Below are 21,468 nucleotides of genomic sequence, written 5' to 3'. Positions count from 1 at the left end.
GAAAATAAAATAAGTATCTGATAAGTTGGCGGGGTAATCCGTAAACAGGAGAATTGGCTTAGGCAACGCATAAAAAAGCCGGTTAAGCGATGGCTCACCGGCTTTAATAATTAAAGTAAATTAATAATATCAGAGATTAATTACCCCTTTCAGCTGGGTAAAGAACTCGTCCTTTTTACGGGAAGAGATAGGAATATTCTTCTGATCGCTCATCACCACGGCTGTTCCCAGCCCTTTGATGATTTTCACGATGTGATGAATATTAATGAGGAAGGACTTATGCACCCGGTAAAAACCTTTATCGGACAGCATTTCCTCATATTCCTTCAATGATTTGGAGATCAGGTGAGATACGTTGTTGATCAGCTGAATTTTAGTATAGCTGTCAAAGGCTTCACAATAAATAATATCCTTCAGATCGATTACATTATACCCGTCGTTCACCGGTATAACGATCTTTGAGAAGGCGTTATCGTTGTTCTTTACGTAGTCTTTCAGTATGGATGCCAGCTCGTTGAGTCGCCCCTTCTTGCTTTTCTTCACTTTTTCAAGTGCATCTTCCACTTCACTGACCTTGATTGGTTTCAACAGGTAATCCAGCGCAGCAAATTTAATTGCCTGCAGTGCATATTCCTGGAAAGCGGTGATAAAAATAACTTCAAAATTCAGTACCGGAAACATTTCCAGTAGCTGAAATCCATTGTGTGGTGGCATCTCAATGTCAAGAAACAGAACATCAATGGGGTTATTTTTTATCATTTCTGCCGCCTCATTGATATTCTGCGCCTCACCGACAACTGTCACATCTTTGCAGTAGTTCTCGAGTATATTGCGTAAAATATGAATGTTGCGGACTTCATCGTCTACAATGGCAGCTTTTATATTACTCATAACATCTTAACAATGGGAATCAGTATTTCAACTAAGGTACCTTCCTTATTGCCGAAACCAGATTTAAATTTATCAATAATTTCTAACTTTCCAACACTTCCATTAAAAGATTTTATAATCTGCAACCGCTCTTTAATCACGCTAAGTGCAGTAGACTCGTGTTTAATGAGCCTTGAACTTTTAATGCTATTTGACTTATCCCAACCTATTCCGTCATCATCTACCGAACAATATAACAGGTCGTCCACCATTTCCAGGCGGATTTCCAGGTAACCGCTGATATTTTTGGGCGCCAATCCGTGTTTAATGGCATTTTCCACTATCGGCTGAATAATCATGGGTGGGATGTAGATGGTATACTCCTTCAAAGCATCCTCCATGATAAAGTGATAGGTAAAGGAATGTGCAAACCGGATCTTTTCCAACTCCAGGTAACGGGTCAGGAAAGCGATTTCTTCTTCCAGTGATATATACGATTTCCTGGAGTTGTTGAGCATCTGCCTCATGAGCGTAGCAAAGTCTGCCAGGAAATTCAGCGCTTGTTTCTCTTCCTTCTCCAATATAAGGTGTTGAACGGAGTTCAGCGAATTAAAAATAAAATGTGGGTTCATCTGGTTCGTCAGCGCCTTGGCTTCCAACTCCGCAATGCGCCGGTTGTACTCTGTTTTACGCTTTTCCGCCTGTTTAATCCGCCTGATGATATACCGTAAACCGATCAGCACCACCAGCAAACCAGCCAGCAGGAGGATGCCTCTTGCCCACCATTGCTGGTACCACCTGGGTAGTATGTTCACATCTATGCTCACCGGCTTTGACCAGTCGCTCTTATATTTTCTTGCCCTTATCATAAGGGTGTAATTCCCTGGCTGCAGGTCGGGGAACGGAATGATGTTAGACATGGTGGTTACCCAGCCGCTGGTGGTATCTCCGGAAAAATTATACTGGTATTCCACCAGCTCCGGCAGGTCAAAAACGATGGTACCGAATTCCGCTTCAAATGAGGCTTTGCGCTGATACAGGTGTACAAAGCTATTGGAGGCGAGGAAGGTGCTGTCGCCATAGCGGATATTATTCAGGTAAATCACCGGCGGCACCGTATCCACCGGGATATGATCCGCATTAAAGGAACACAGGCCATTGGAGGTAGCAATGAAGAGGGTATCATTATCGGCATATACGCCGCGGATATCGTCCGACATCAGGCCGTCGCTGGAGGTGATATTACGTGTAATCGTCTGCGTTTTTACATCAATCACGGACACTCCGCGGTTGGTGGCCACATACAGCCGGCCCACGCCATCGTAGTAAAGCTGCTGACAGATATCGCTGGCCAGGTTGTTGGCGGTGGACAGGTGTTTGATGACGTTATCATTTTGCATCACGTAAATCCCCTGGTCGCTGGTACCAATCCAGAGGGAGCCATCAATCCATTTAAGATCCTTGATACTTACCTTCCGCAGGGTATCTGCACCGGCTGGCAACAGTTGCCGCCTGCCGTCTGTACAAAAAAACAGGCCTGCGTTGGTTCCAACGTAATAAGCGGAGTCGTTGATGCTTGCCAGCGAAGTAACCAGCATATCGAGGTCGCTGATGGCATAATCATCCAGTGCTACTACCTGGTTTTTTGCAGCAATCCTTATCTTCCCGGAAGGCGACACATCCACATCTTTCAGCATTCTCACGGATTTTAACAGTGTTGTTTTCCGGGACAGGGTATTAAACTTGTACAAGCCGTTATCGGTGCCAATGAGTACATTATCGTTGGTATACGGGGTAATGGAAAGTACGCTGTTACGGCCGGAAGTGGTATCCACTGTGTATTGCCGGATACTGTTTTCCGCATCCATTGTATTGAGAACGCCGGCATTCTGCCCGATCAGCAGCAGGTCGCTTTTCTTATCTTTGCTGATGCTGAAAATGGAATGTGAATAAAGTCCGTTGGTATTATCGAGATAGCTGAAGTAAAAGTTTTTGTAGGGGATGTTATACACGCCGTCTCCAAAAGTGGTGATCCAGATGTTGCCGTCCCTATCCTTCAGCAGGGAGGTAATGAAGTGATTATCCAGCAGCCGGGTGATCTGCCGTTCTCCTTTAAAATAATCTTTCAGGTAATACAAGGCGCGCTGGGTGCCAATCCACAGGTTATCGTTATCAATACATATGTGGCTGATATCATCTTTAATACCCCATTCTGCGCCGTTAAAAAAACACACGGCATCCTTTGCGGTGTAGGAGTAAAGCGTGTTCCGGATAATTACAATGGCGCTTCCGTTTATACGGTTGTGAAACGCGGAATCATCCAGCGGGTACGGCGATGCGTTATAAATCTCTTGCTTGGAATTACTGGGGTCGCGCAGGCTTTCGAGGTGAAAGGAGGCCTGCAGCGGGTGGAAGATACTGTCGTTCCGCATCAGGAAGTACAGGTCTGATCCCGAGGCGCCCAGTTTATCATAGATTATTTCTTTACCGTTGTATTGAACAATCCTGTTGTTGCTGTTGAGGAACCAGATATAACCGCCTTTGCCTTCAAATGCATACTGCATATAGTGACTACGGCTGTTAAAAATGAGGGAGGAATCATTTTCTTCGTTATGAATCACTGATTTCTTATAGAACGAAGGTTTTCCGTTGAGGGTGAAAAACCATACCCTTCCCCTGGAGTCGGCGGCGAGTTTCACTACCTCGTTGTCTGTGAGACCGTCTTTTTTGGCGTAGTTGCGGAATCTTTTACCATCAAATTTACTGACGCCGGTAGGAGTTGCAAACCATATGAAACCGTCTTTATCCTGCGTAGCAGCATAAACAGTAGCGTTGGCCAGTCCGTCCTTTACATTATAGTTACGGATCATCAGCCCCTGCGCGAGGGTTGTTGTAACAGTGCAAAAGAAGACCAACCCCCATAACATTATAAAACGGCTCAAGGGCATCGGAGTTTAATGGTTTATTGCAGGAGTATTACCTGTAAGTATTACGAGTTACGGATTTTTCCGGAAAACACCCGCAAAAATCCGGCCCCGTAATACTTAATATGAAACTTCTTTCCTAGTACGCTCTTGCGAAAAGCACCCTTTCTTTAGATGGCTTCCCGGTCAGGATACACTTGCCGGCTTCCTGCGGGTTGTTGAGCGGAATACAGCGTATCGTAGCTTTTGTGCGATCTTTGATCTGTTCTTCTGTTTCGGCGGTACCATCCCAGTGAGCAGATACGAAGCCGCCTTTTTCGTCCAGCACTTTCTCAAATTCTTCAAAAGTATCTACACGGGTGATATGACTATCGCGGTAAGCTTTTGCTTTGTTGAACAGGTTGAGTTGTATTTCGTCGAGCAATTCCGTGATGCGGGTTGGTAAACCATCGAGCGACAAGCTCATTTTTTCCCTGGTGTCGCGGCGGGTTACTTCGGCCACATTGTTTTCGAGATCTCTCGCGCCAATGGCTATACGAACCGGTACGCCTTTCATTTCGTATTCGGCAAACTTCCAGCCCGGGCGGTTGTTATCCGAATCATCGTATTTCACGCTGATACCGGCGCTTCTCAGTTCCTTAACGATGACATTTACTTTTTCATCGAGTCCTGCTTTCTGATCAGGTCCTTTGTAAATGGGCACAATCACTACCTGTACAGGTGCAATTTTTGGCGGCATTACAAGGCCTTCATCATCGCTGTGCACCATGATGAGTGCGCCGATCAGGCGGGTAGACACGCCCCAGGAGGTGGCCCACACATGTTCCAGTTTATTTTCTTTATTAGAGAACTGTACGTCGAATGCTTTGGCAAAATTTTGTCCCAGGAAGTGAGAGGTACCGGCCTGTAAGGCTTTACCATCCTGCATCATGGCTTCCACGCAGTAGGTTTCCACGGCGCCTGCAAATCTTTCGCTGGGGGATTTCAGTCCGCGCACAACAGGCACGGCCATATAGTTTTCTGCGAAATCAGCATAGATATTCAGCATCTGTTCTGTTTCCTCGATGGCTTCCTGTGCAGTGGCGTGGGCGGTATGGCCTTCCTGCCAGAGGAACTCCGTGGTACGGAGAAACAGGCGGGTACGCATTTCCCAGCGCACAACGTTTGCCCACTGGTTGATCAGGAGGGGTAAGTCGCGGTACGACTGTATCCAGTCTTTATAAGTATTCCAGATAATAGTTTCAGAAGTGGGGCGAACGATCAGTTCTTCCGCCAGTTTGGCATCGGGATCTACGATTACGCCGCCGCCGTTGGGATCGTTTTTGAGGCGGTAGTGGGTTACCACGGCGCATTCTTTGGCGAATCCTTCCACGTGCGCAGCTTCTTTACTTAAAAAGCTTTTGGGGATGAACAGCGGGAAATAGGCATTCTGGTGACCGGTTTCTTTGAATTTGCGGTCCAGTACGTCGCGCATGGCTTCCCACAAAGCAAATCCGTATGGTTTGATGACCATACATCCTTTTACTGCAGAATAATCTGCCAGTCCGCCTTTCAATACCAGGTCGTTATACCACTTTGAATAGTCTTCCGAGCGGGCCGTTATCTCTTTACTCATAAAAATTTTACCTTATTTATATACCGTTATTTTTAAGCTAGTTCCGGTTCAATTTGTCGAGACAAAATTAAACCCATCCGCCGGGTGCCAAAGGCTGGATTGGCTTAGTTTTTGTCCATTTATATTAAGAAGAAAATTCCACAAACATAGATGAAAAACATAACGTTGCAAACACTTATCATAAAATAATATAACATAGTCTGTGTTATTGTAACTTTCTTCCTGTTAATTCCGTTTAAAAGAAGTAAATTTACTACACGAATCACGCTTAAAACATATTTCAAATGAAGCCTATATTATACATTGGACTGGCCGCATCGCTCGCACTGGGAGCGTGTTCCAGTACCTATAAAACGGCTCAGACTCCGGATGATGTATACTATTCTCCGCGTCAGCAGCAGCGTACCTATGCCTCCAGCAACGGTTCGAACGGCAACAGCCGCCAGGATGAAAACGATGCCAACTATGTTGAAGGAACGCAGGATGATGGCGGTACCTATGTAACTTACCAGGACGATGACCAGGGTGACTATCAACGTCGCCTGAACAGATTTGGCAGTGGCAGCAACTATTCCGGTGATTACTGGGATGGTTACAATGCAGCCTCCAACCTTTACATGAGCAGTGGCTTTGGTATGGGATACGGTAGCGGCTTTGGTTTAGGTTACAGCCCATACAGCAGCTTTTATGGTCCTTCCTTTGGTTTGGGTCTTGGATTCGGCTGGGGAATGGGTGGTTACTACAGCCCCTGGAGCACCGGCTTCTATGGCGGATGGGGTTATCCATACGTAGGCAGCTACTGGCCTTCTTACTACTACCCATACTACGGCGGCTACTATGGCCACGGTGGTTACTACGGTGGTGGCGGTTATTACGGACATTATACCACACGTCCTTCCAACTCCTATGGTTCCGTAAGAGGCGGTAACGAAAGAGTTCGCAGGGCAGATTATACCAACAGTGGCGGCACAGGCGGCGGCGGTTACACCCGTCCTTCCAGAACCGGTACTTTCCAGCCTGCCAATGGCGGTACATCCAATGGTGAAAGACCACGCCGTGTATTCCAGCAGTCCAGTTCTGAAAGACCTGTAACCAGGCCTTCTTACCAGAACAACAGCGGCAGCAGCAACAATGGCGGCGGTTATTCCCGTCCGCAAAGAACAGAGTACAGCAGACCTGCTCCTACTCCGGCTCCAAGTTACACTCCTCCTAGTTCCGGCGGTGGTCGCGTAGGTGGTGGTAATTCCGGTGGCGGCGGTGGTGGTGGCTACAGCCGTCCATCCAGAGGAGGCCGTTAATAAATAAAATCATTTACAAGATAAGCGTAGCCTAAAAACCTACGCTTATTTTTTATCTCGCACACGTTTTGCCAGTTCAGCACGTTATACTTATCGCGGCATGCGTTAGTAACCGTTAAATTAACCTGCAAGCAAATCTCATTTTAAGAATACAGATTATGATTAAAAGACTTTATCCTCTTTTAGGTGGCTTGTTTATATCTGTAACAGCCATGGGCCAGAGTTCCAACGACGCATTACTTTACTCCCCCCTGCAGCCTCACGGTACAGCCAGGACCCAGGCGCTGGGCGGTGCAGGTGTGGGCCTTGGAGGCGATTATTCATCTGCTCATATTAACCCGGCAGGTATTGCCATTTTTAAGACCGGCGAATTTCATATTTCAGGTGGCGTAGGCATCTCTCAAAATACCTCCAATTACCTGGGCAACAGCCAGCTTGATAATAAAGGAAACCGCAGCAATTTCCAGTTGCCATCCATCGGGCTCATTATGGCTACCAATAAGAATAGCGGCAGCAGTACCTGGAACAACATTACCTTTTCACTGGGTATGGAACGACTGGCCAATTACAACAACGAAATTGCCATTGCAGGTCACAATACCTTGTCTTCTTATTCCGATCGTTTTGTAGATGATATATTCGATGGCAGTACCTCTACACAGGCACTGGGCACAGATCTGGGATTCAGTACCGGGTTACTGGCTGATTACCAGCCTACCGGCGGTAACAAAGAGCCTATGACACTGGCCTCTCCTTCCAGGCAAATAGGCGGTCTTACAGAAGGCATCCAGCAAAGAGGTACCCTGAAAACAGAAGGTGGTTTGAATGAATACACTTTTGCTATCGGCGGTAACTACGGCGATCGCCTGTATATCGGCGCCAGCTTAAACCTGCCGAGCATTAATTATAAAGAATCACTCGCCTGGTCAGAAGATGACGCCAGCAGTAACAAAGGCAACGACTTTGGCTACTTCGATTATTACAAGGACCTGAAACGTACCGGCTTAGGCGTTGGCGGTAAAATTGGTATCCTGTATAAAGTGTCCGATCATTTCAGACTGGGTGGTACTTTCGCTACCCCTACCTGGTATTCCCTTCATGACAGCTACAGTTCGGAACTGTACTCAGATATAGAAGATGGTCGTGGTGAACAGGGTTCTACTTCCTTTGATCAAACAGAAGGTTATCCTGTAGAATACGACTACAACTATACTGCGCCTTTACGCGCAGCAGCGGGCGCATCTTACTTTTTTGGTAACCTGCAGGAACCACAAAGCCCCCAGGGCTTTATTACAGCTGATTACGAATTCGTGAATACCCCTTCCGGTAAATTCAGGATGAGTGACGACAGGGCCGGGGAAAAAAACCTGAACGATAACATCAGCGCGGTGTATAAATCTACTTCCAATATTCGTGTAGGCGCCGAGGTTAAATTTATGGCGATATACGCGGTAAGGGCGGGTTTTGCTTCCTATGGCAATCCATACAGCGATGATAAATACAACGCAGGCGTAAACGCTTCCCGGAAAGTGTACAGCGGTGGTATTGGCTTCCGCAATAAAGGTCTTTATGCAGATGCTACCTACAGCTACACCCAGGGCAAAGACAGGTACCAGCCTTATACGGTGTACGACGCACAGCTGAGTCCTGCGGCGGCAACACTGGATTTTACCAGAAGCAACATTGTACTGACAGTAGGATTTAAATTTTAAGCAACCTCATTTTACGATACATAAAAAAAGCCGTGGTGTAATTCACCACGGCTTTTTTTTATGTATCGTCTATTACTCCGCCTTCAGATTCTTCACCGGGTTTTCCAACGCTGCCCGGATCGCCTGGAAGCTCACTGTGAGTAAAGTGATTCCAACAATCGTAATCCCTACCAGCAGCGACACGCCGGCTCCCACCTCGATGTGATAAGCAAAGCTATGCAACCACCGGTCCATGCAATACCATGCCAGCGGCAAACCAATCAGCACGGCAATTAGTACGGACCGCAGGAATTCCCCCGACAACATCATCATTACATGGGTAGCGGTAGCGCCCAATACTTTGCGGATGCTGATTTCCTTACGCCTGCTTTCGGCGGTAAAAGTGGCCAGTCCAAACAGGCCAAGACAGGATATCAGGATAGCCAGTGCAGTAAAATATTTTGATAAGGCAGCCACTCTTTTCTCCGCTGTATATTGCGCCTGGTAATCTTCATCGAGAAACTTATAATCGAACGCAAACCCGGGGTTATAGTGCTGGTAGAAGGCAGCCAGTGCATCCAACACTGCTTTTGTTTGCCCGGCTTTTACTTTTACCATTACCGTGCTGTTCAGAGAATCCAGCCGGAAAAACAACGGGCTGATAACTTCGTGCATAGATTGAAAATGAAAGTTCTTCACTACGCCTGCTATCTCCGTTTTCATCCCGTTAAATTCTATCACTTTGCCTACAGGATTATCAATTCCCATTGCCTTGATAGCAGCTTCATTAAAAATGATCCTGGAATCATCTGCACCGTAGTCGCGGGAAAAGGACCTTCCAGCTGCCATTTCGATGCCCAAGGTTTCTATCATATCATAGTTCACCATAAACGGACGGCACATAATAGTTTCCGTGGTGCCCCTGCCCTTCCAGGTGCACCCTGTGGAAGGCGCGCCCAGCACATTCCCTACCATAGCAGAGGCATTCACCACGCCTGGTATTCTTTTCAACGCTGACAGGAATTCAGGTATATGTTCCGGCACTTTTCCTTCTACATCGAAGTATACCACGTTGTCTTTGTCGTAACCAGGATTTTTATCCTGCACATAAGCTATTTGCCGGTATACTGTAATTACGCCCACCATAAATAAAACTGAGAGTGTAAACTGGAATACCACCAGGCCTTTGCGTGCCATCAATTGCCCCGGTGATCCCGGCACTTTTCCTTTTAGCACAGGCAGAGGATTAAATCCGGACAAATACAACGCCGGGTAGCCACCCGCCAGGATGCCCGTCAGCAGCGCGACACCGATAATGATACCCACCATTGGGCCACTTAGCGAGAAAGACAATGCTTTGCCGGTGATACGATTGAATTCCGGCAGCAGCAGTGCCACCAGTAGTAATGCGATGCCCAGCGCGAGAATAGTCATCAGCATGGATTCACCGAGGTATTGCAGTACCAGCGCCAGGCGGTTGGCGCCTATTGTTTTGCGGATCCCCATCTCTTTCATTCTGCCGGAAGCCTGTGCGGTGGAGAGGTTTACAAAGTTAATGCAGGCAATTACCAGGATAAAAAGTGCGATGAGGGAGAATAATTTCACGTAGCTAATCCTGCCACCGGCAGCCACACCGTTTTCATAATTGCCATGCAGGTAATGATCGCTGTAGCGCTGCAGGAACAGGTTACGGGGTGTAGTGCTACCCTTGGTAAGACCAGTCATGAAGCTGCTCAGCTTTGCATTAAACGCGGGGATATCGGCGCCTTCTTTCATAACAAGAAAGGTATTGAACGGTCCCTGCGGGTCCAGCGCCGTGATGTTCATGATTTCCCGGAATGCATCGAATGGCAGCAGGCAATCGAATTGAGTGGAAGTATTGGTGGGGAGCTCATCTAACACGCCTGAAACAGTGCTGACTTTTTTGAACCGGTCTACCTGCCAGGTGATGGTTTTACCCAGTGCATCGGTTGTACCAAACAGTGTTTGTGCAAGCTTTGAAGAGATGACGATGCTGTTTTTGTCCTGTAGTACCTGCCGGCTGTTTCCCTGCAGCAATGGATAGGAGAATACCTGGAGATAATCCTGACCTGCAAATATGCCGGCGGATTTCGTGCTTTTGTTGCCGGTGGTCAGCGCTATTTTAGGGAACCAGGATGGCGGTGTGCTCACGGTAGCATTTTCCACTTCAGGCATATTTGCTTTCAACGCATCCGCCAGCAGTGCGGGTGTTCCGTTGGAGGTGGTAATGCCTTTTTCGTGTGGCTGATTTTCCATTACCTGGAAAAGGTGGTGGTCGTTTTTATGGAAGTGATCAATGCTGAGTTCATCGTATACCCACAAACAAATCAGCAACGTACAGGCGAGACCGGTAGACAGGCCAATGAGATTGAGGATCGTAAAACGCCTGTTTTTCAGCAGGTGGCGCCAGGCCGTTTTCAGGTAATTTTTAAACATAAGCAACTGTTTTCGTGAGCTGTGCAGACACGGTGCCGCCAAGAAAATGCCATGTTACCAGGCTTTTAAATACAAGAGATTTATATATTTTATATTTATCGCAAATGTTCGGTTTCAGTACAGTGGTTGTCCGTAATTATTTTCCGGGAGATGTATACCGCGGCGTTACAACTGGTGGCAAAATCCTGCGCGGAGCATGCGTACTAGCCTTGTTGCTGCACGTAGTTCATGATATCTGCGGTATTGCGCGGATCAAACCAGGTGAATGCCGGGTCCTTCCTGAACCAGGTGAGTTGCCGTTTTGCGTATTGGCGGGTATGTGTTTTAACATCGTCGATGGCCTGATCGAGGGAGATGTGGCCGTCGAGGAAGCTGAATATTTCCTGGTATCCTACGGTGCGGAGGGCATTGTGTTCGCGGTAAGGTAAAACGGAGCGGACTTCTTCCACCAGGCCGGCGTGTACCATTGTATCTACGCGGTGGTGGATATTGTGGTGGAGTTGTTCTTTGGGCAGGGTGATGCCTATTTTAATTACCCGGAAATCGCGGGGGGACCGGGTAGCGCTGCGGAAGGAGGTGATAGATTGGCCGGTGGCGTCGAGCACTTCCAGCGCGCGGATGAGGCGTTGCGGGTTCTGGGTTTCGGCGGCGGCATAGAAGCCGGGATCGCGTTCCTGCAATTGTTGCTGCAGCCAGGCGAGGCCGTGTTGTGCATACTGTTCATTGAGGTGAGTGCGGATGCCCGGGGCAATGACAGGCATATCGTCGATTCCTTCCGCGAAGGCCCTGATATAAAGACCGGTGCCGCCGCACATTATGGCTACGTCGTTTTTCTCAAAGATTTCGCGGGCGTAGCCCAGGGCCAGTTTCTCATAAACGCCTGCGTTTACGTCTTCCCGGATGCTGTGGGAATTGATAAAGTAGTGGGGAACCGCCGACAGCTCTTCCGCGGAGGGCTTTGCTGTACCGATGCTGATTTCGCGGTAGCATTGCCTGGAATCTGCAGAGATCACTGCTGTATTAAACAGTTGTGCCATTTGAACAGACAACGCTGTTTTGCCAGAAGCGGTGGGACCTGCGATAATGATGACGGTTTTTTGCATAAGTATTGCGCTAAATATTTAGGGATCTGTTTATTTTTTCCGGGAGACGGGCCATTTCAACTAAGTGGATGAAACGGGTAATCTCTGCAAAAAATAAACAGATCCCTAAAATGACTGACAGTTCTATTTAAAAGTTATTTTCTTCTTCTCCGCCAAATTCTTCTGTGCTATCGCCGCCTAAGGCGTCGCTTTCTTCCCCTTCTTCGCCGAAGCCGTCGGCGTCCATACCTTCTTTATTGAGGTCATATTTTTCTTCCATTTCCACGAGTTTATCACCTACCAGGCCTTTGGTGCCATATTGACTGGGGGCCAGGCCTTCTTTGCGAACGCAGGCAGGGTAAACCATTTTGCTGTTTTCATCTTTGGAAACGCCGATGAGTTCTACGAGGAACGACCAGTTTTTGGCGAAATCGTAGAGATAGATAAATTTCTGATTAGGATCTTTCACTGCGGCAGCAATCATGGTGTCCGCCATGAGCAGGGGTTCTGCTTTACGGGGTTGATTATCTGCTTCCAGGATGATTTCCCGGCCACGTTGCCAGTTATCATTGCTGCGGAAAAAGGTGGCTTTGTGTTTTGAATCAAATTCGAATGCCTGCAAAATTGCTTGGTGAAATAATAAAAACGTCTGATTCGGCTTAATGGCAATGTCCCTGTAGACACTTTCATCTTCTTCCCAGTAAACTCTGAATTTCAAAACCGGCATGACAAAAAGGTTATAAGTTATTTAATGATTAAACACTCCGCAATGAGCGGTGGATCCTGAATGCTAGTGTATTTATTATGGTATTGTAAAATTACCAATTTTATTTAACCGGGCTTAGATTCAATGCGCCGGCTTTTTCCAATAAAAAAGCGTATGCTGCCTCGTAAGTATTTGGGATTTCGCCATCCAGGATAGCTTCCCTGATGGCGCTTTTCAGATCGCCTACGATCCTGCCAGGTTTCAGCCCAAATGTTTCCATAATCATCTCCCCGGTTATAGGAGGTTGCCAGTTGCGGATCCGGTCGCTCTCTTCCACTTCTTTTAAGCGTCTGCGGACCAATTCAAAATTTTCGAGGTAGCGCTTAACCTTGGTTTTATTTTTTGAGGTAATATCCGCTTCGCACAGCATCATCAGTCCTTCTATATCGTCTCCGGCATCGAAGAGTAATCTCCGGATAGCCGAGTCTGTTATGTTCTCTTTTGTGAGACTGATGGGACGCAGGTGTAGTTCTACCAATTTCTTTACCAATCTCATTTTTTCGCTCATCGGCAGTTTCATCCTGCTGAAGATACGGGGAACCATTTTACCACCTACCGCATCGTGACCGTGAAAAGTCCAGCCATGACCGGGTTCAAATTTTTTGGTGGCGGGTTTCCCGATATCGTGTAGCAATGCGGCCCACCGAAGCCAAAGATCCCGTGTATTTTCCGATATATTGTCTACTACCTGCAAGGTATGATAAAAATTATCTTTGTGCCCTTTTCCCTCGTACATCTCTACTCCCACCATATCTATCATTTGGGGGAAAATAATTTTGAGCAGGCCGGATTGATATAAGAGGTCCAGTCCTACCGAGGGTTTTGTTGAGAGCATTATTTTATTGAACTCATCGGAGATCCTTTCCTGGGAAATGATCCTGATCCGTTCAGCATTTTCCTGTATGGCGGTAAAGGTGCTTTCTTCGATGGTAAACTGCAGCTGGGAAGCAAACCGGATGCCACGCATCATGCGCAGGGGATCATCGCTGAAAGTTTGAGCGGGCGCCAGGGGCGTCCGGATGATTTTCTTATCGAGGTCCACGAGGCCGTCGAATGGGTCGAGCAGGGAGCCATAGTCAATATCCCGGAGGCTGATGGCCATTGCGTTGATGGTGAAATCGCGGCGGTTCTGGTCATCCTGCAGGGTTCCGGCAGACACTTCGGGGTTGCGGGATTCTTCGCGGTAGCTTTCTTTGCGGGCGCCAACGAATTCAATTTCCAGGTCATTCAGTTTAACCTGGGCGGTACCATAGGTTTTGAAGAAGTTAACGGGAATGTTGTCACCTAAATTTGCTGCGACTTTGTGTGCGAGTGCGATGCCATCGCCAACGCAAACAATGTCCATATCTTTTGTTTTCCTTCCCAACAGTTTATCCCGCACAAAGCCCCCGATCAGATAGGCGGGAACGCCCAGTTCCTGGGCGGCCAATGCTATCTTTTCCAGCACTTTTCTTTCCTGCAGGGAGCAGGGTATGTCCAACGGCTTGCTGCTGATCATATTTAAATATTCCTGTTAATTTTTATTCCTTTCTCTGAAACCAGGGCGCAAATGTAATAAATAAACGATTTTAATCCCGGATTATCACGATTGAACCATCTTTGTTTATCCTGATTATCCTGGATGCGGCGCTGGGGGTTTCATCGTTTTGCCGGTAGTTCACCACATAATCCACGCCACTCCGGATGCTGGCGGACACGTCGCGGAAGCTGGCCGGCGAGGGTTCCCCGCTGACATTGGCGGAGGTAGACACCAGTGGTTTGCGCAATCTTTTGATCAGGTGGCGGCAAAAAGGATCTTTTACAATGCGGATGGCGATGCTACCATCTTCGCTGATCACGTTGGGGGCCAGGCCGAGTGCGCCTTCATAAATAACAGTGGTAGGGCGGGTAAAGCCGGCAATGATGTCGGCCATATCGGGGCGTGGATTTGCCACATAATGCAGCAGGTCTTTCACATCGGCCAGCAATACTACCAGGCTTTTGCTTTCGCTCCTTTTTTTCAGGGTATAAATTTTCTGCACGGCCTTTTCATCGGTGGCATCGCAGCCGATACCCCAGATGGTGTCTGTAGGATAAAGGATAAGTCCGCCGGTACGCAGCACCGGCATGGCTGCACTGATATCATCTTCAAACATTTTATATTTCCTTATTTAATTGTTTATATACTTTCATCATGGCGGCAGCGCACTTTTCCGGGGTAAAACGCTGTGCATGCTGCCATCCTTTTTCCTGCATTTGCCTTACCAGGGAAGGATTTCCCATGATTTGCCTCATCGCGTCAGCTATGGAGCCAGGCTCCCGTGGATCTACGTACAGGGCTGCATCTCCCGCTGTTTCTGCAAAACAGGACCCGTGGGAGGTAATTACCGGTGTACGGCTCCAGAGGGCTTCCAGTATGGGAATGCCGAATCCTTCAAAGAAAGACGGATAGATAAGCGCTACCGCGCCCTGGTACAGGAGGGGCAACTCACTGTTTTTAAGCCGTACCTGTTCATTGAGGAAAATCACCTGTTGTGTGAGCCCGTTGGCTTCCAGGTATGCTTTTACTTTCTTTTTATAGCCACTGCCATTGCCCAATACCACCAATGGAAAATCCAGTGTTCCTTTTAGTGTATTCATGGCCGTTACGATGCCTAACAGGTTTTTCCGTTCAATAATTGACCCCACGTACAGGAAATACTGGGACGGCAAACGGTACCTGGCGCCCATTGCGGCGATATCATCATCAGGGTATGTGATGGCAAAAGAGGGATCGCAGCTTTGGTATACCACATCAATTTTACTTGCCGGCGTGTGGTAGTAAGTGATCAGGTCCTGCTTTGTCTGCTCGCTGATGGCCACTACCCTGTTTGCCTGCTGGCAGGCGTAACGGGCCTTACGGCGATAAGTGATGACATCAATAGGATTATACTGCTCGGGGTATCTTTCAAAAATAAGATCATGCATGGTAACTACCGACCTGATACCGCTTTTATGAATACCAAAAGGCAGTTCATGACTGAGGCCGTGGTAAATACCGATCTGGTAACGCAACAGGTCCTTTACCACAAAACGGCTGCGCCAGGCCGACTTAAACCAGCGGTACAACGGGTTTTCCGGCACCACTACTTTAAGATCCGGCAGGGCACTGAGATCGTACATACCTGTTTGCCTGGGGGCAAACAGGTAATATTCATCTTCCGGAAAATCCTTTACCAGAGATGATATCAGGGTACGACTATAATTCCCAAGACCAGTGTCGTTCTGGAATGCACGTTTAGCGTCGAATCCTATTTTCATAAAGTTCTTTCTTCCACAAAAGGCAAAATTACGGATTACGGATGGCGAATTACGTATATCTGATAAGATTTCCGGAAATACCTCTTTGTAATTCGTAATTTTATTTTCTACGTATTATGTTTGCAGGAAAATAAGAAAAATGGATTTACAACAACAAATACTGGCTGCCTGGGCTGATCGCAGCCTCTTACAGGAGACACAGTACACAGATGCAGTTAAGGCGGTGATAGAAGCGGTAGACAAAGGACATCTGAGAGTTGCGACGCCAACAGCAAACGGCTGGCAGGTGAATGAGTGGGTGAAACAGGCTATTTTACTGTATTTCTCCATTCAGCCAATGGAAACAATGGAGGTGCCTCCGTTTGAGTTCTATGATAAAATGAGATTAAAGTCGAACTATAAAGAACTCGGCGTAAGAGTAGTTCCCCATGCAGTAGCGCGTTATGGCGCATTCATTGCCAAGGGCTGTATCCTGATGCCTTCCTATGTTAACATCGGCGCTTTTGTAGATGAAGGAACGATGGTAGATACCTGGGCAACAGTAGGCTCCTGCGCACAAATCGGCAAACACGTGCACCTGAGCGGTGGCGTTGGTATTGGCGGCGTACTGGAACCGTTACAGGCCAGCCCTGTAATCATTGAAGATGGTTGCTTTATCGGCTCCCGTTGCATTGTGGTAGAAGGCGTTATTGTAGAAAAAGAAGCGGTATTGGGCGCCAATGTGGTGCTGACGCAATCTACCAAGATCATTGATGTAAGCGGCAGCGAGCCGATAGAATACAAAGGCCGTGTACCTGCCCGCAGCGTGGTAATTCCGGGAACTTACACCAAGAAATTCCCTGCCGGCGAATACCAGGTATCCTGCGCACTGATCATTGGTCAGCGCAAAGCCTCTACAGACCTGAAGACCAGCCTGAACGACACCTTGCGTGAGTTTAATGTAGCGGTATAAATCTTTATATATTGACGAACGGCGCCTGTTATAGGCGCCGTTTTTTTATGTCCTGAAAAAAAATTTGGTTAGTTTAAAAAAGTGTTTACTTTTGCAATCCCTTTTACGGGGACAAGCGATGCCCAGATGGCGAAATTGGTAGACGCACTGTGTTCAGGTCGCAGCGTTCGCAAGGATGTGCTGGTTCGAATCCAGTTCTGGGCACGAAATTAAAAAAGGCTTTAAGTCATTAGACTTGAGGCCTTTTTTGTTCGAATCAGTTTTGTTCCTTTGGGATGCTGAAGAATACCTCTCTTACCTTTAAATTCCGTAAAGATCTTTCCATCATAACTTTACTCAGCAGCCACCTTTGCGAGGGGCACGTTTATAAATTATTCTACCATCTTGTTCTACATAGTCGCCCGATACAATTGGATATGAATACTTGGGCGCGTACGATACAAAATGGCTTCTTATAATTATTTTGTCGTTAACCTTCAGGCTATGCATTTGCTGAAATTCATTAGCGTTTTCCAGCCCAAAACTAAGAATATAATCGTCACCATTAATCCTGACCATCACTCCGAAACCTAATCGTGAGCCTGGCGGAAGAGAAAGAGAGGTTACAACAGCTTCCATATTGGTAGAAGCACTTGTTTGCTTCTTTATTTTAGCCGCACCGGCAAGCACTTTTTGACCTTCAGGAGACGCTTTCCATTTTTTGAACCTTATACCCTCGGGGGTAGCTTCCCATTTTTTCAATTCGGCTTTCATTTCAGCAGCAGAAAGTGGCTTTGGGGCTGATTTTTCATTTTTGATTTCGCGATTGGCAAATACTAGTCCGCCTACCACCACCAGCGGTAAGATCAGCGCATAAATAGCTTTTTTCATATTTTTTAGGTTTAATTAACATAAATCTATCTTCTGATAAATCAGATCCGTTTAAGGCATTCCTTTTTATTTTTCGTATCCTTTCAAGTTGGTGCAACAAAAATACTTTGATTTACTTCAGCCTAAGGAATCTGTATTGTAAATAGAAGTGTAAACTTTGTAAATAATATCTTGACATTGTGTTTGTTAGCAGAAAGCTCCTGCCTGTCAGACGAAGGCACCAGGGCGGATGGTTATTACGCTTGTTTTGGTTCGAAAACTTACTGCTACCGGGCATACATAAAAAGCCCGCTCAATGAGCAGGCTCTTTCTTTTTTGTAAATTCCACCCCTATTGTACATGGCTGGAGGTTAGCTTTTTGTTGTTATCTTCATCAAAGCTGGCTTGACCGGCTGCTTTATATTAACTATCATGACAGATTTATCTCCTGCTGAGCATCAAATTCACCGTGTCACGAATTTTCAGGACCTTGTTGCTACGCCATTCAGTGGAGAAATGAATGCGATTTGCTGGCCCCGTCAACTAACAGGTGATTTTTCTGAGATTGTAAAAAAGGTAGCGCTAAGCGGAAATATTACGACCATTGAACAAGAGGAACTTCATGAACTTCAGCTGAGTGAACAAGGGCAACTTGCCCGTGAAATTCTTTTACATGACCTGGAGGTATTGAAAGCTCACGGCGCATCGCCCATCCTTAATGTGATCAGCTACTACGACCGGGATGATACCTTCCCTTTTTTCCCAACCGATGTTTATTCTTTTCATGTAGATCGCTCTCCTATACCAACCGATACCTTTTTATGCACTTACTATGGTGAGTCGAGTGAAATATTACCAAATTCACAAGGCAAAAAGAAGGTACTTATTCCCGCAATACGTGATGAACTCAAAAAACTATATCATGGAGCAGCGGAAGGTTTTGAATCATTCTTAAGCGACCATTTCTTTGATCTGCATTACCAGGCTACGCCTGATGCACGGCCAATAAGCTTAGGGCTTGGTCACCTATGGAGGCTGGCGGTTGATCATCCTGAAAGCCAGGTGCCTCCCTGTATTCACCGTGCTCCAACGGAAAAACCCGGAGAGAGCAGGTTGTTGCTGATCTGTTGACGCAAACGATAAAGAGGTGGTCTCCATTACTTTTGGCCACCTCTTTATTATTTATGGCTTCATCCAAACCAACTTCCAGTTCAAATCCCGGCCCCGTTGTTCCGCTTTTACAACTACATAGGTCTTACTCTCCGCATTATAATCATACGCCTTAAACAATCCCTGGTCATGATCCCTTTTCTCAGATGGTTTAGCAAAAAAATAATCCACTGCAGGGATTTCCTTATCACCACTCAGTTTATAGCAAAACGCATCACAATCGTCCAGTGATTTTACTTTACGGGGATCTTTTCCTGCCTGTACCCTTTCAATATTATCTGCATCATCATTCAGGAACAGGTAATTAGTACCCCCTGCACTCAGGTAGTTAAATGCTTCCAGCGGAGAAGGCTGTTTATACGACATTTCGAAGGCGTTATATGCATTGTAAAACATAGGAGTCCTTAACATCTCTGCGCGTAAATGACGTCTTGGCACTCTATAATGTTGTATTTCTTCCCCATCATTTGCCAGCACGCTCACGGTATAATCTTCCATATCATAACCGGAGGAATACTTAGTGGAATATTTATCGGTCCAGACAGTAAGCTTTTCATATACCGCAGAGAATGAACCATCCTCATTTACAAAAAGGTTCTGTGGGGCACCATCCTTGTTTTTACCAACCGGTAGCCTGGCTGAAGCCGTCTTTCCAAAGGGGTCTACCACCGTGGCTGAATAGTCGTTTTTTGCAACTACTTCCAGTAGCATCATTCTTTTTGATACCGGATTATATCTTGCTACCGAAGAAGAAGCAGGCTTTTTCGAAGTGCCAAGTTTATCTATTACCAGTAAGCTATCGCCTGTGGTGAGCGTACCAAATATCAATTCACATTCCTTGCCACCCGAAGACCTGGTATTATAACCATACGCTAATACGCCCAGTTTATTCTTCTCAAGAGGGGCCATACCCAGGTATTCAATATACTTATACTTCTCTTCGGGTGATTTATAAAAAGCATGACTCAGCTCTTTATTGTCTGGTCCATAGATAGCAACAACCACACGTTTATTCCTGTCGGGCTGAAAACTGTTCATGGCTATTACAGCGTACCCGTTTCCTTCAGGCATTTTCTCGGAAAAAAAATCCGGTTCCGGCACATCAGCAAATGCGATACCAGCGAGTTTGAAATAGGAAACTTTTTCCAGTTCCCCAATCGTACCCTCGTCTTTTAACGCCCCGGTTTTACCGTCAATTACCAGCCGTTGTAACACTACCTGGTGCTTATCTACAGCGCTCACCAGCACTACCACATCTCCATTCATATCATACAGTCCTTTGACTTTAAAACTGCTGCCCTTACCAAGGTGGGGATGTAATTGTTTGGTGGCTTTTACCGTGAATTTAGGACTGTATACCCTCACTGTCAACGACTTCTTACTCAGGCCAAGATAAAATGTATTACCATTGTTCATAAGTAATACCCTTTGAATACCGACAGATTCATCTTCTCCCAAAACCGGGCTTTGTGACACAATTTTAATTTGCCCAAAGGCAAGAATACCCAGTAACATGAATACGGGTATAGCAAACAAACATTTCATAGTAGGAATATTGAGGGAACGAACATACAAAAATATTCCTGTAAGAAATGAACTATCAGTATTATATAAGATATAAAGTCAGGGCATCGCGCGATTCCAGCGATAACTTAATTACCATTGGCTATGGCCCCGCACAGGAGAGTACATGGGGGAATAAAAGGGAGAATTACCATTGTAGCTGCCTCTGCTTACGCCAACGCTACCGGAAATGGAGAATGTTTTGTCGTTGCTAATATACATTACCCCAATTTTGGCATCAGACCAGGCGGCAAAGTTATTCGTTTGTATCCAGCTCTGGTTCTTGTTAACCGCAGGCTGATAAGGCACGCTGTTATAACGGAAAACGTAAGGCGTTACCGATACCCCGCCGAAGGCGTACAGGTTATTGGTTAACTGGCGGTTAACCTGCAATGCCAAAGGTACCGACAGGAAGGAACTGCTACCTCCTTTAAATCCTATGAAGCCGGTAGAAAGGCCGGCATACTTTGTAACAAACCATTTCTTATGGATATTGGCAGTATCACCTACCTGTTGACGGTGTCTGAAAGCCGGTTCCATGCCATTTATAGCCCCGAAAGAGGAGTCTATCTGTGCATTTACCCTCATACCTGACATAAAAATAACCGCAAAAAGAAGTGTCCGTAACATACCAATAAAGATAAGCATCCTTTTTTACTAAAATGCTAACATAATCACAATATGTGAATGGCTACCTGAAATTATTTCAGAAAACCCCGATCGTTTTGCGCCGCTAAATCGTCAAAAGATAAAATAAAAGGCAATAGATAGTTTACCGCATATATGCTATTAAGTAAAAGTTAATCGTTCTCGTTTAAAACAAAAAGAAGCTGTCTCATAAATAAATGAGGCAGCTTTTTCATTTTAGGCTTTAAGGATGGTTTTATCCACAATTTGCAGTTGAAAAAAAGGGAAGTTGTAAGTGTTTACGCACCAGAAGTTATTGTGTAAA

16 protein-coding genes and 1 tRNA gene are annotated in these 21,468 nt (G+C 46.3%); 5 read left to right on the top strand and 12 right to left on the bottom strand.

Going from position 1 to position 21,468, the window contains the following annotated elements; genetic code table 11:
- Positions 1-129: 129 nt before the first annotated feature.
- The 3 genes from ACLHR0_RS17470 to proS all read right to left on the bottom strand — a co-directional run bounded on the left by ACLHR0_RS17470 (position 130) and on the right by proS (position 5,409).
- On the bottom strand, positions 130-891 hold the full coding sequence (locus tag ACLHR0_RS17470) for a LytR/AlgR family response regulator transcription factor (RefSeq protein WP_078672331.1): 762 nt from the start codon (positions 889-891) through the stop codon (positions 130-132).
- Positions 888-3,812, bottom strand: a complete 2,925-nt coding sequence (locus ACLHR0_RS17465; RefSeq protein WP_429046049.1) for a histidine kinase — start codon at positions 3,810-3,812, stop codon at positions 888-890. Before ACLHR0_RS17465 ends, ACLHR0_RS17470 begins: the two co-directional genes overlap by 4 nt.
- A 121-nt stretch (positions 3,813-3,933) precedes the next feature.
- Positions 3,934-5,409, bottom strand: coding sequence for a proline--tRNA ligase (gene proS / locus ACLHR0_RS17460; protein WP_436488261.1), 1,476 nt, complete (start codon positions 5,407-5,409; stop codon positions 3,934-3,936).
- A gap of 284 nt (positions 5,410-5,693) precedes the next feature.
- On the opposite strand from proS, the gene ACLHR0_RS17455 reads away from it, so the two are divergent.
- On the top strand, positions 5,694-6,707 hold the full coding sequence (locus ACLHR0_RS17455) for a hypothetical protein (RefSeq protein WP_370912709.1): 1,014 nt from the start codon (positions 5,694-5,696) through the stop codon (positions 6,705-6,707).
- 158 nt (positions 6,708-6,865) lie between these two features.
- The gene (locus ACLHR0_RS17450; RefSeq protein WP_370912710.1) at positions 6,866-8,419 is read left to right on the top strand and encodes an OmpP1/FadL family transporter; all 1,554 of its coding nucleotides are present in this window, start codon (positions 6,866-6,868) and stop codon (positions 8,417-8,419) included.
- Between the two features lie 72 nt (positions 8,420-8,491).
- On the opposite strand, the gene ACLHR0_RS17445 is transcribed toward ACLHR0_RS17450, so the two are convergent.
- From ACLHR0_RS17445 to ACLHR0_RS17420, 6 genes are all read right to left on the bottom strand, one after another.
- A complete protein-coding gene (locus ACLHR0_RS17445; protein WP_436488259.1) occupies positions 8,492-10,855 on the bottom strand; it encodes an ABC transporter permease in 2,364 nt (787 codons plus the stop codon).
- 203 nt (positions 10,856-11,058) lie between these two features.
- On the bottom strand, positions 11,059-11,958 hold the full coding sequence (gene miaA, locus ACLHR0_RS17440; RefSeq protein WP_436488257.1) for a tRNA (adenosine(37)-N6)-dimethylallyltransferase MiaA: 900 nt from the start codon (positions 11,956-11,958) through the stop codon (positions 11,059-11,061).
- Between the two features lie 127 nt (positions 11,959-12,085).
- Complete coding sequence (locus ACLHR0_RS17435) at positions 12,086-12,664, bottom strand: IS1096 element passenger TnpR family protein (protein WP_370912713.1); 579 nt, start codon at positions 12,662-12,664, stop codon at positions 12,086-12,088.
- A gap of 100 nt (positions 12,665-12,764) precedes the next feature.
- A complete protein-coding gene (locus tag ACLHR0_RS17430) occupies positions 12,765-14,201 on the bottom strand; it encodes a CCA tRNA nucleotidyltransferase (protein ID WP_429046041.1) in 1,437 nt (478 codons plus the stop codon).
- 70 nt (positions 14,202-14,271) lie between these two features.
- Complete coding sequence (locus ACLHR0_RS17425; RefSeq protein ID WP_436488254.1) at positions 14,272-14,838, bottom strand: L-threonylcarbamoyladenylate synthase; 567 nt, start codon at positions 14,836-14,838, stop codon at positions 14,272-14,274.
- Position 14,839: 1 nt separating this feature from the next.
- A complete protein-coding gene (locus ACLHR0_RS17420) occupies positions 14,840-15,982 on the bottom strand; it encodes a glycosyltransferase family 4 protein (RefSeq protein WP_436488252.1) in 1,143 nt (380 codons plus the stop codon).
- 139 nt (positions 15,983-16,121) lie between these two features.
- Between ACLHR0_RS17420 and ACLHR0_RS17415 the strand changes: the two genes are divergently transcribed.
- Together ACLHR0_RS17415 and ACLHR0_RS17410 are read left to right on the top strand one after the other, a co-directional pair.
- Positions 16,122-16,934, top strand: coding sequence for a 2,3,4,5-tetrahydropyridine-2,6-dicarboxylate N-succinyltransferase (locus ACLHR0_RS17415; protein WP_370912717.1), 813 nt, complete (start codon positions 16,122-16,124; stop codon positions 16,932-16,934).
- Between the two features lie 120 nt (positions 16,935-17,054).
- Positions 17,055-17,138 (top strand) — tRNA-Leu (locus ACLHR0_RS17410).
- 132 nt (positions 17,139-17,270) lie between these two features.
- On the opposite strand, the gene ACLHR0_RS17405 is transcribed toward ACLHR0_RS17410, so the two are convergent.
- Positions 17,271-17,804: a hypothetical protein gene (locus tag ACLHR0_RS17405; RefSeq protein ID WP_436488250.1), complete on the bottom strand. Its 534-nt coding sequence runs from the start codon at positions 17,802-17,804 to the stop codon at positions 17,271-17,273.
- Positions 17,805-18,215: 411 nt separating this feature from the next.
- Between ACLHR0_RS17405 and ACLHR0_RS17400 the strand changes: the two genes are divergently transcribed.
- Positions 18,216-18,914 carry a hypothetical protein gene (locus tag ACLHR0_RS17400; RefSeq protein WP_436488248.1) on the top strand — a complete coding sequence of 233 codons (699 nt, stop codon included), beginning with the start codon at positions 18,216-18,218 and terminating at the stop codon, positions 18,912-18,914.
- Between the two features lie 51 nt (positions 18,915-18,965).
- Here the strand turns inward: ACLHR0_RS17400 and ACLHR0_RS17395 are convergent, their stop codons facing one another.
- Complete coding sequence (locus tag ACLHR0_RS17395; RefSeq protein ID WP_436488246.1) at positions 18,966-20,498, bottom strand: hypothetical protein; 1,533 nt, start codon at positions 20,496-20,498, stop codon at positions 18,966-18,968.
- A gap of 111 nt (positions 20,499-20,609) precedes the next feature.
- The gene (locus tag ACLHR0_RS17390; RefSeq protein ID WP_436488244.1) at positions 20,610-21,146 is read right to left on the bottom strand and encodes a hypothetical protein; all 537 of its coding nucleotides are present in this window, start codon (positions 21,144-21,146) and stop codon (positions 20,610-20,612) included.
- Positions 21,147-21,468 lie beyond the last annotated feature (322 nt).

This window comes from Chitinophaga sp. ARDCPP14, from assembly GCF_051362515.1.
In the GTDB taxonomy this organism is placed as follows: Bacteria; Bacteroidota; Bacteroidia; order Chitinophagales; family Chitinophagaceae; genus Chitinophaga.
This window is presented reverse-complemented; position numbering and strand designations above follow the sequence as displayed.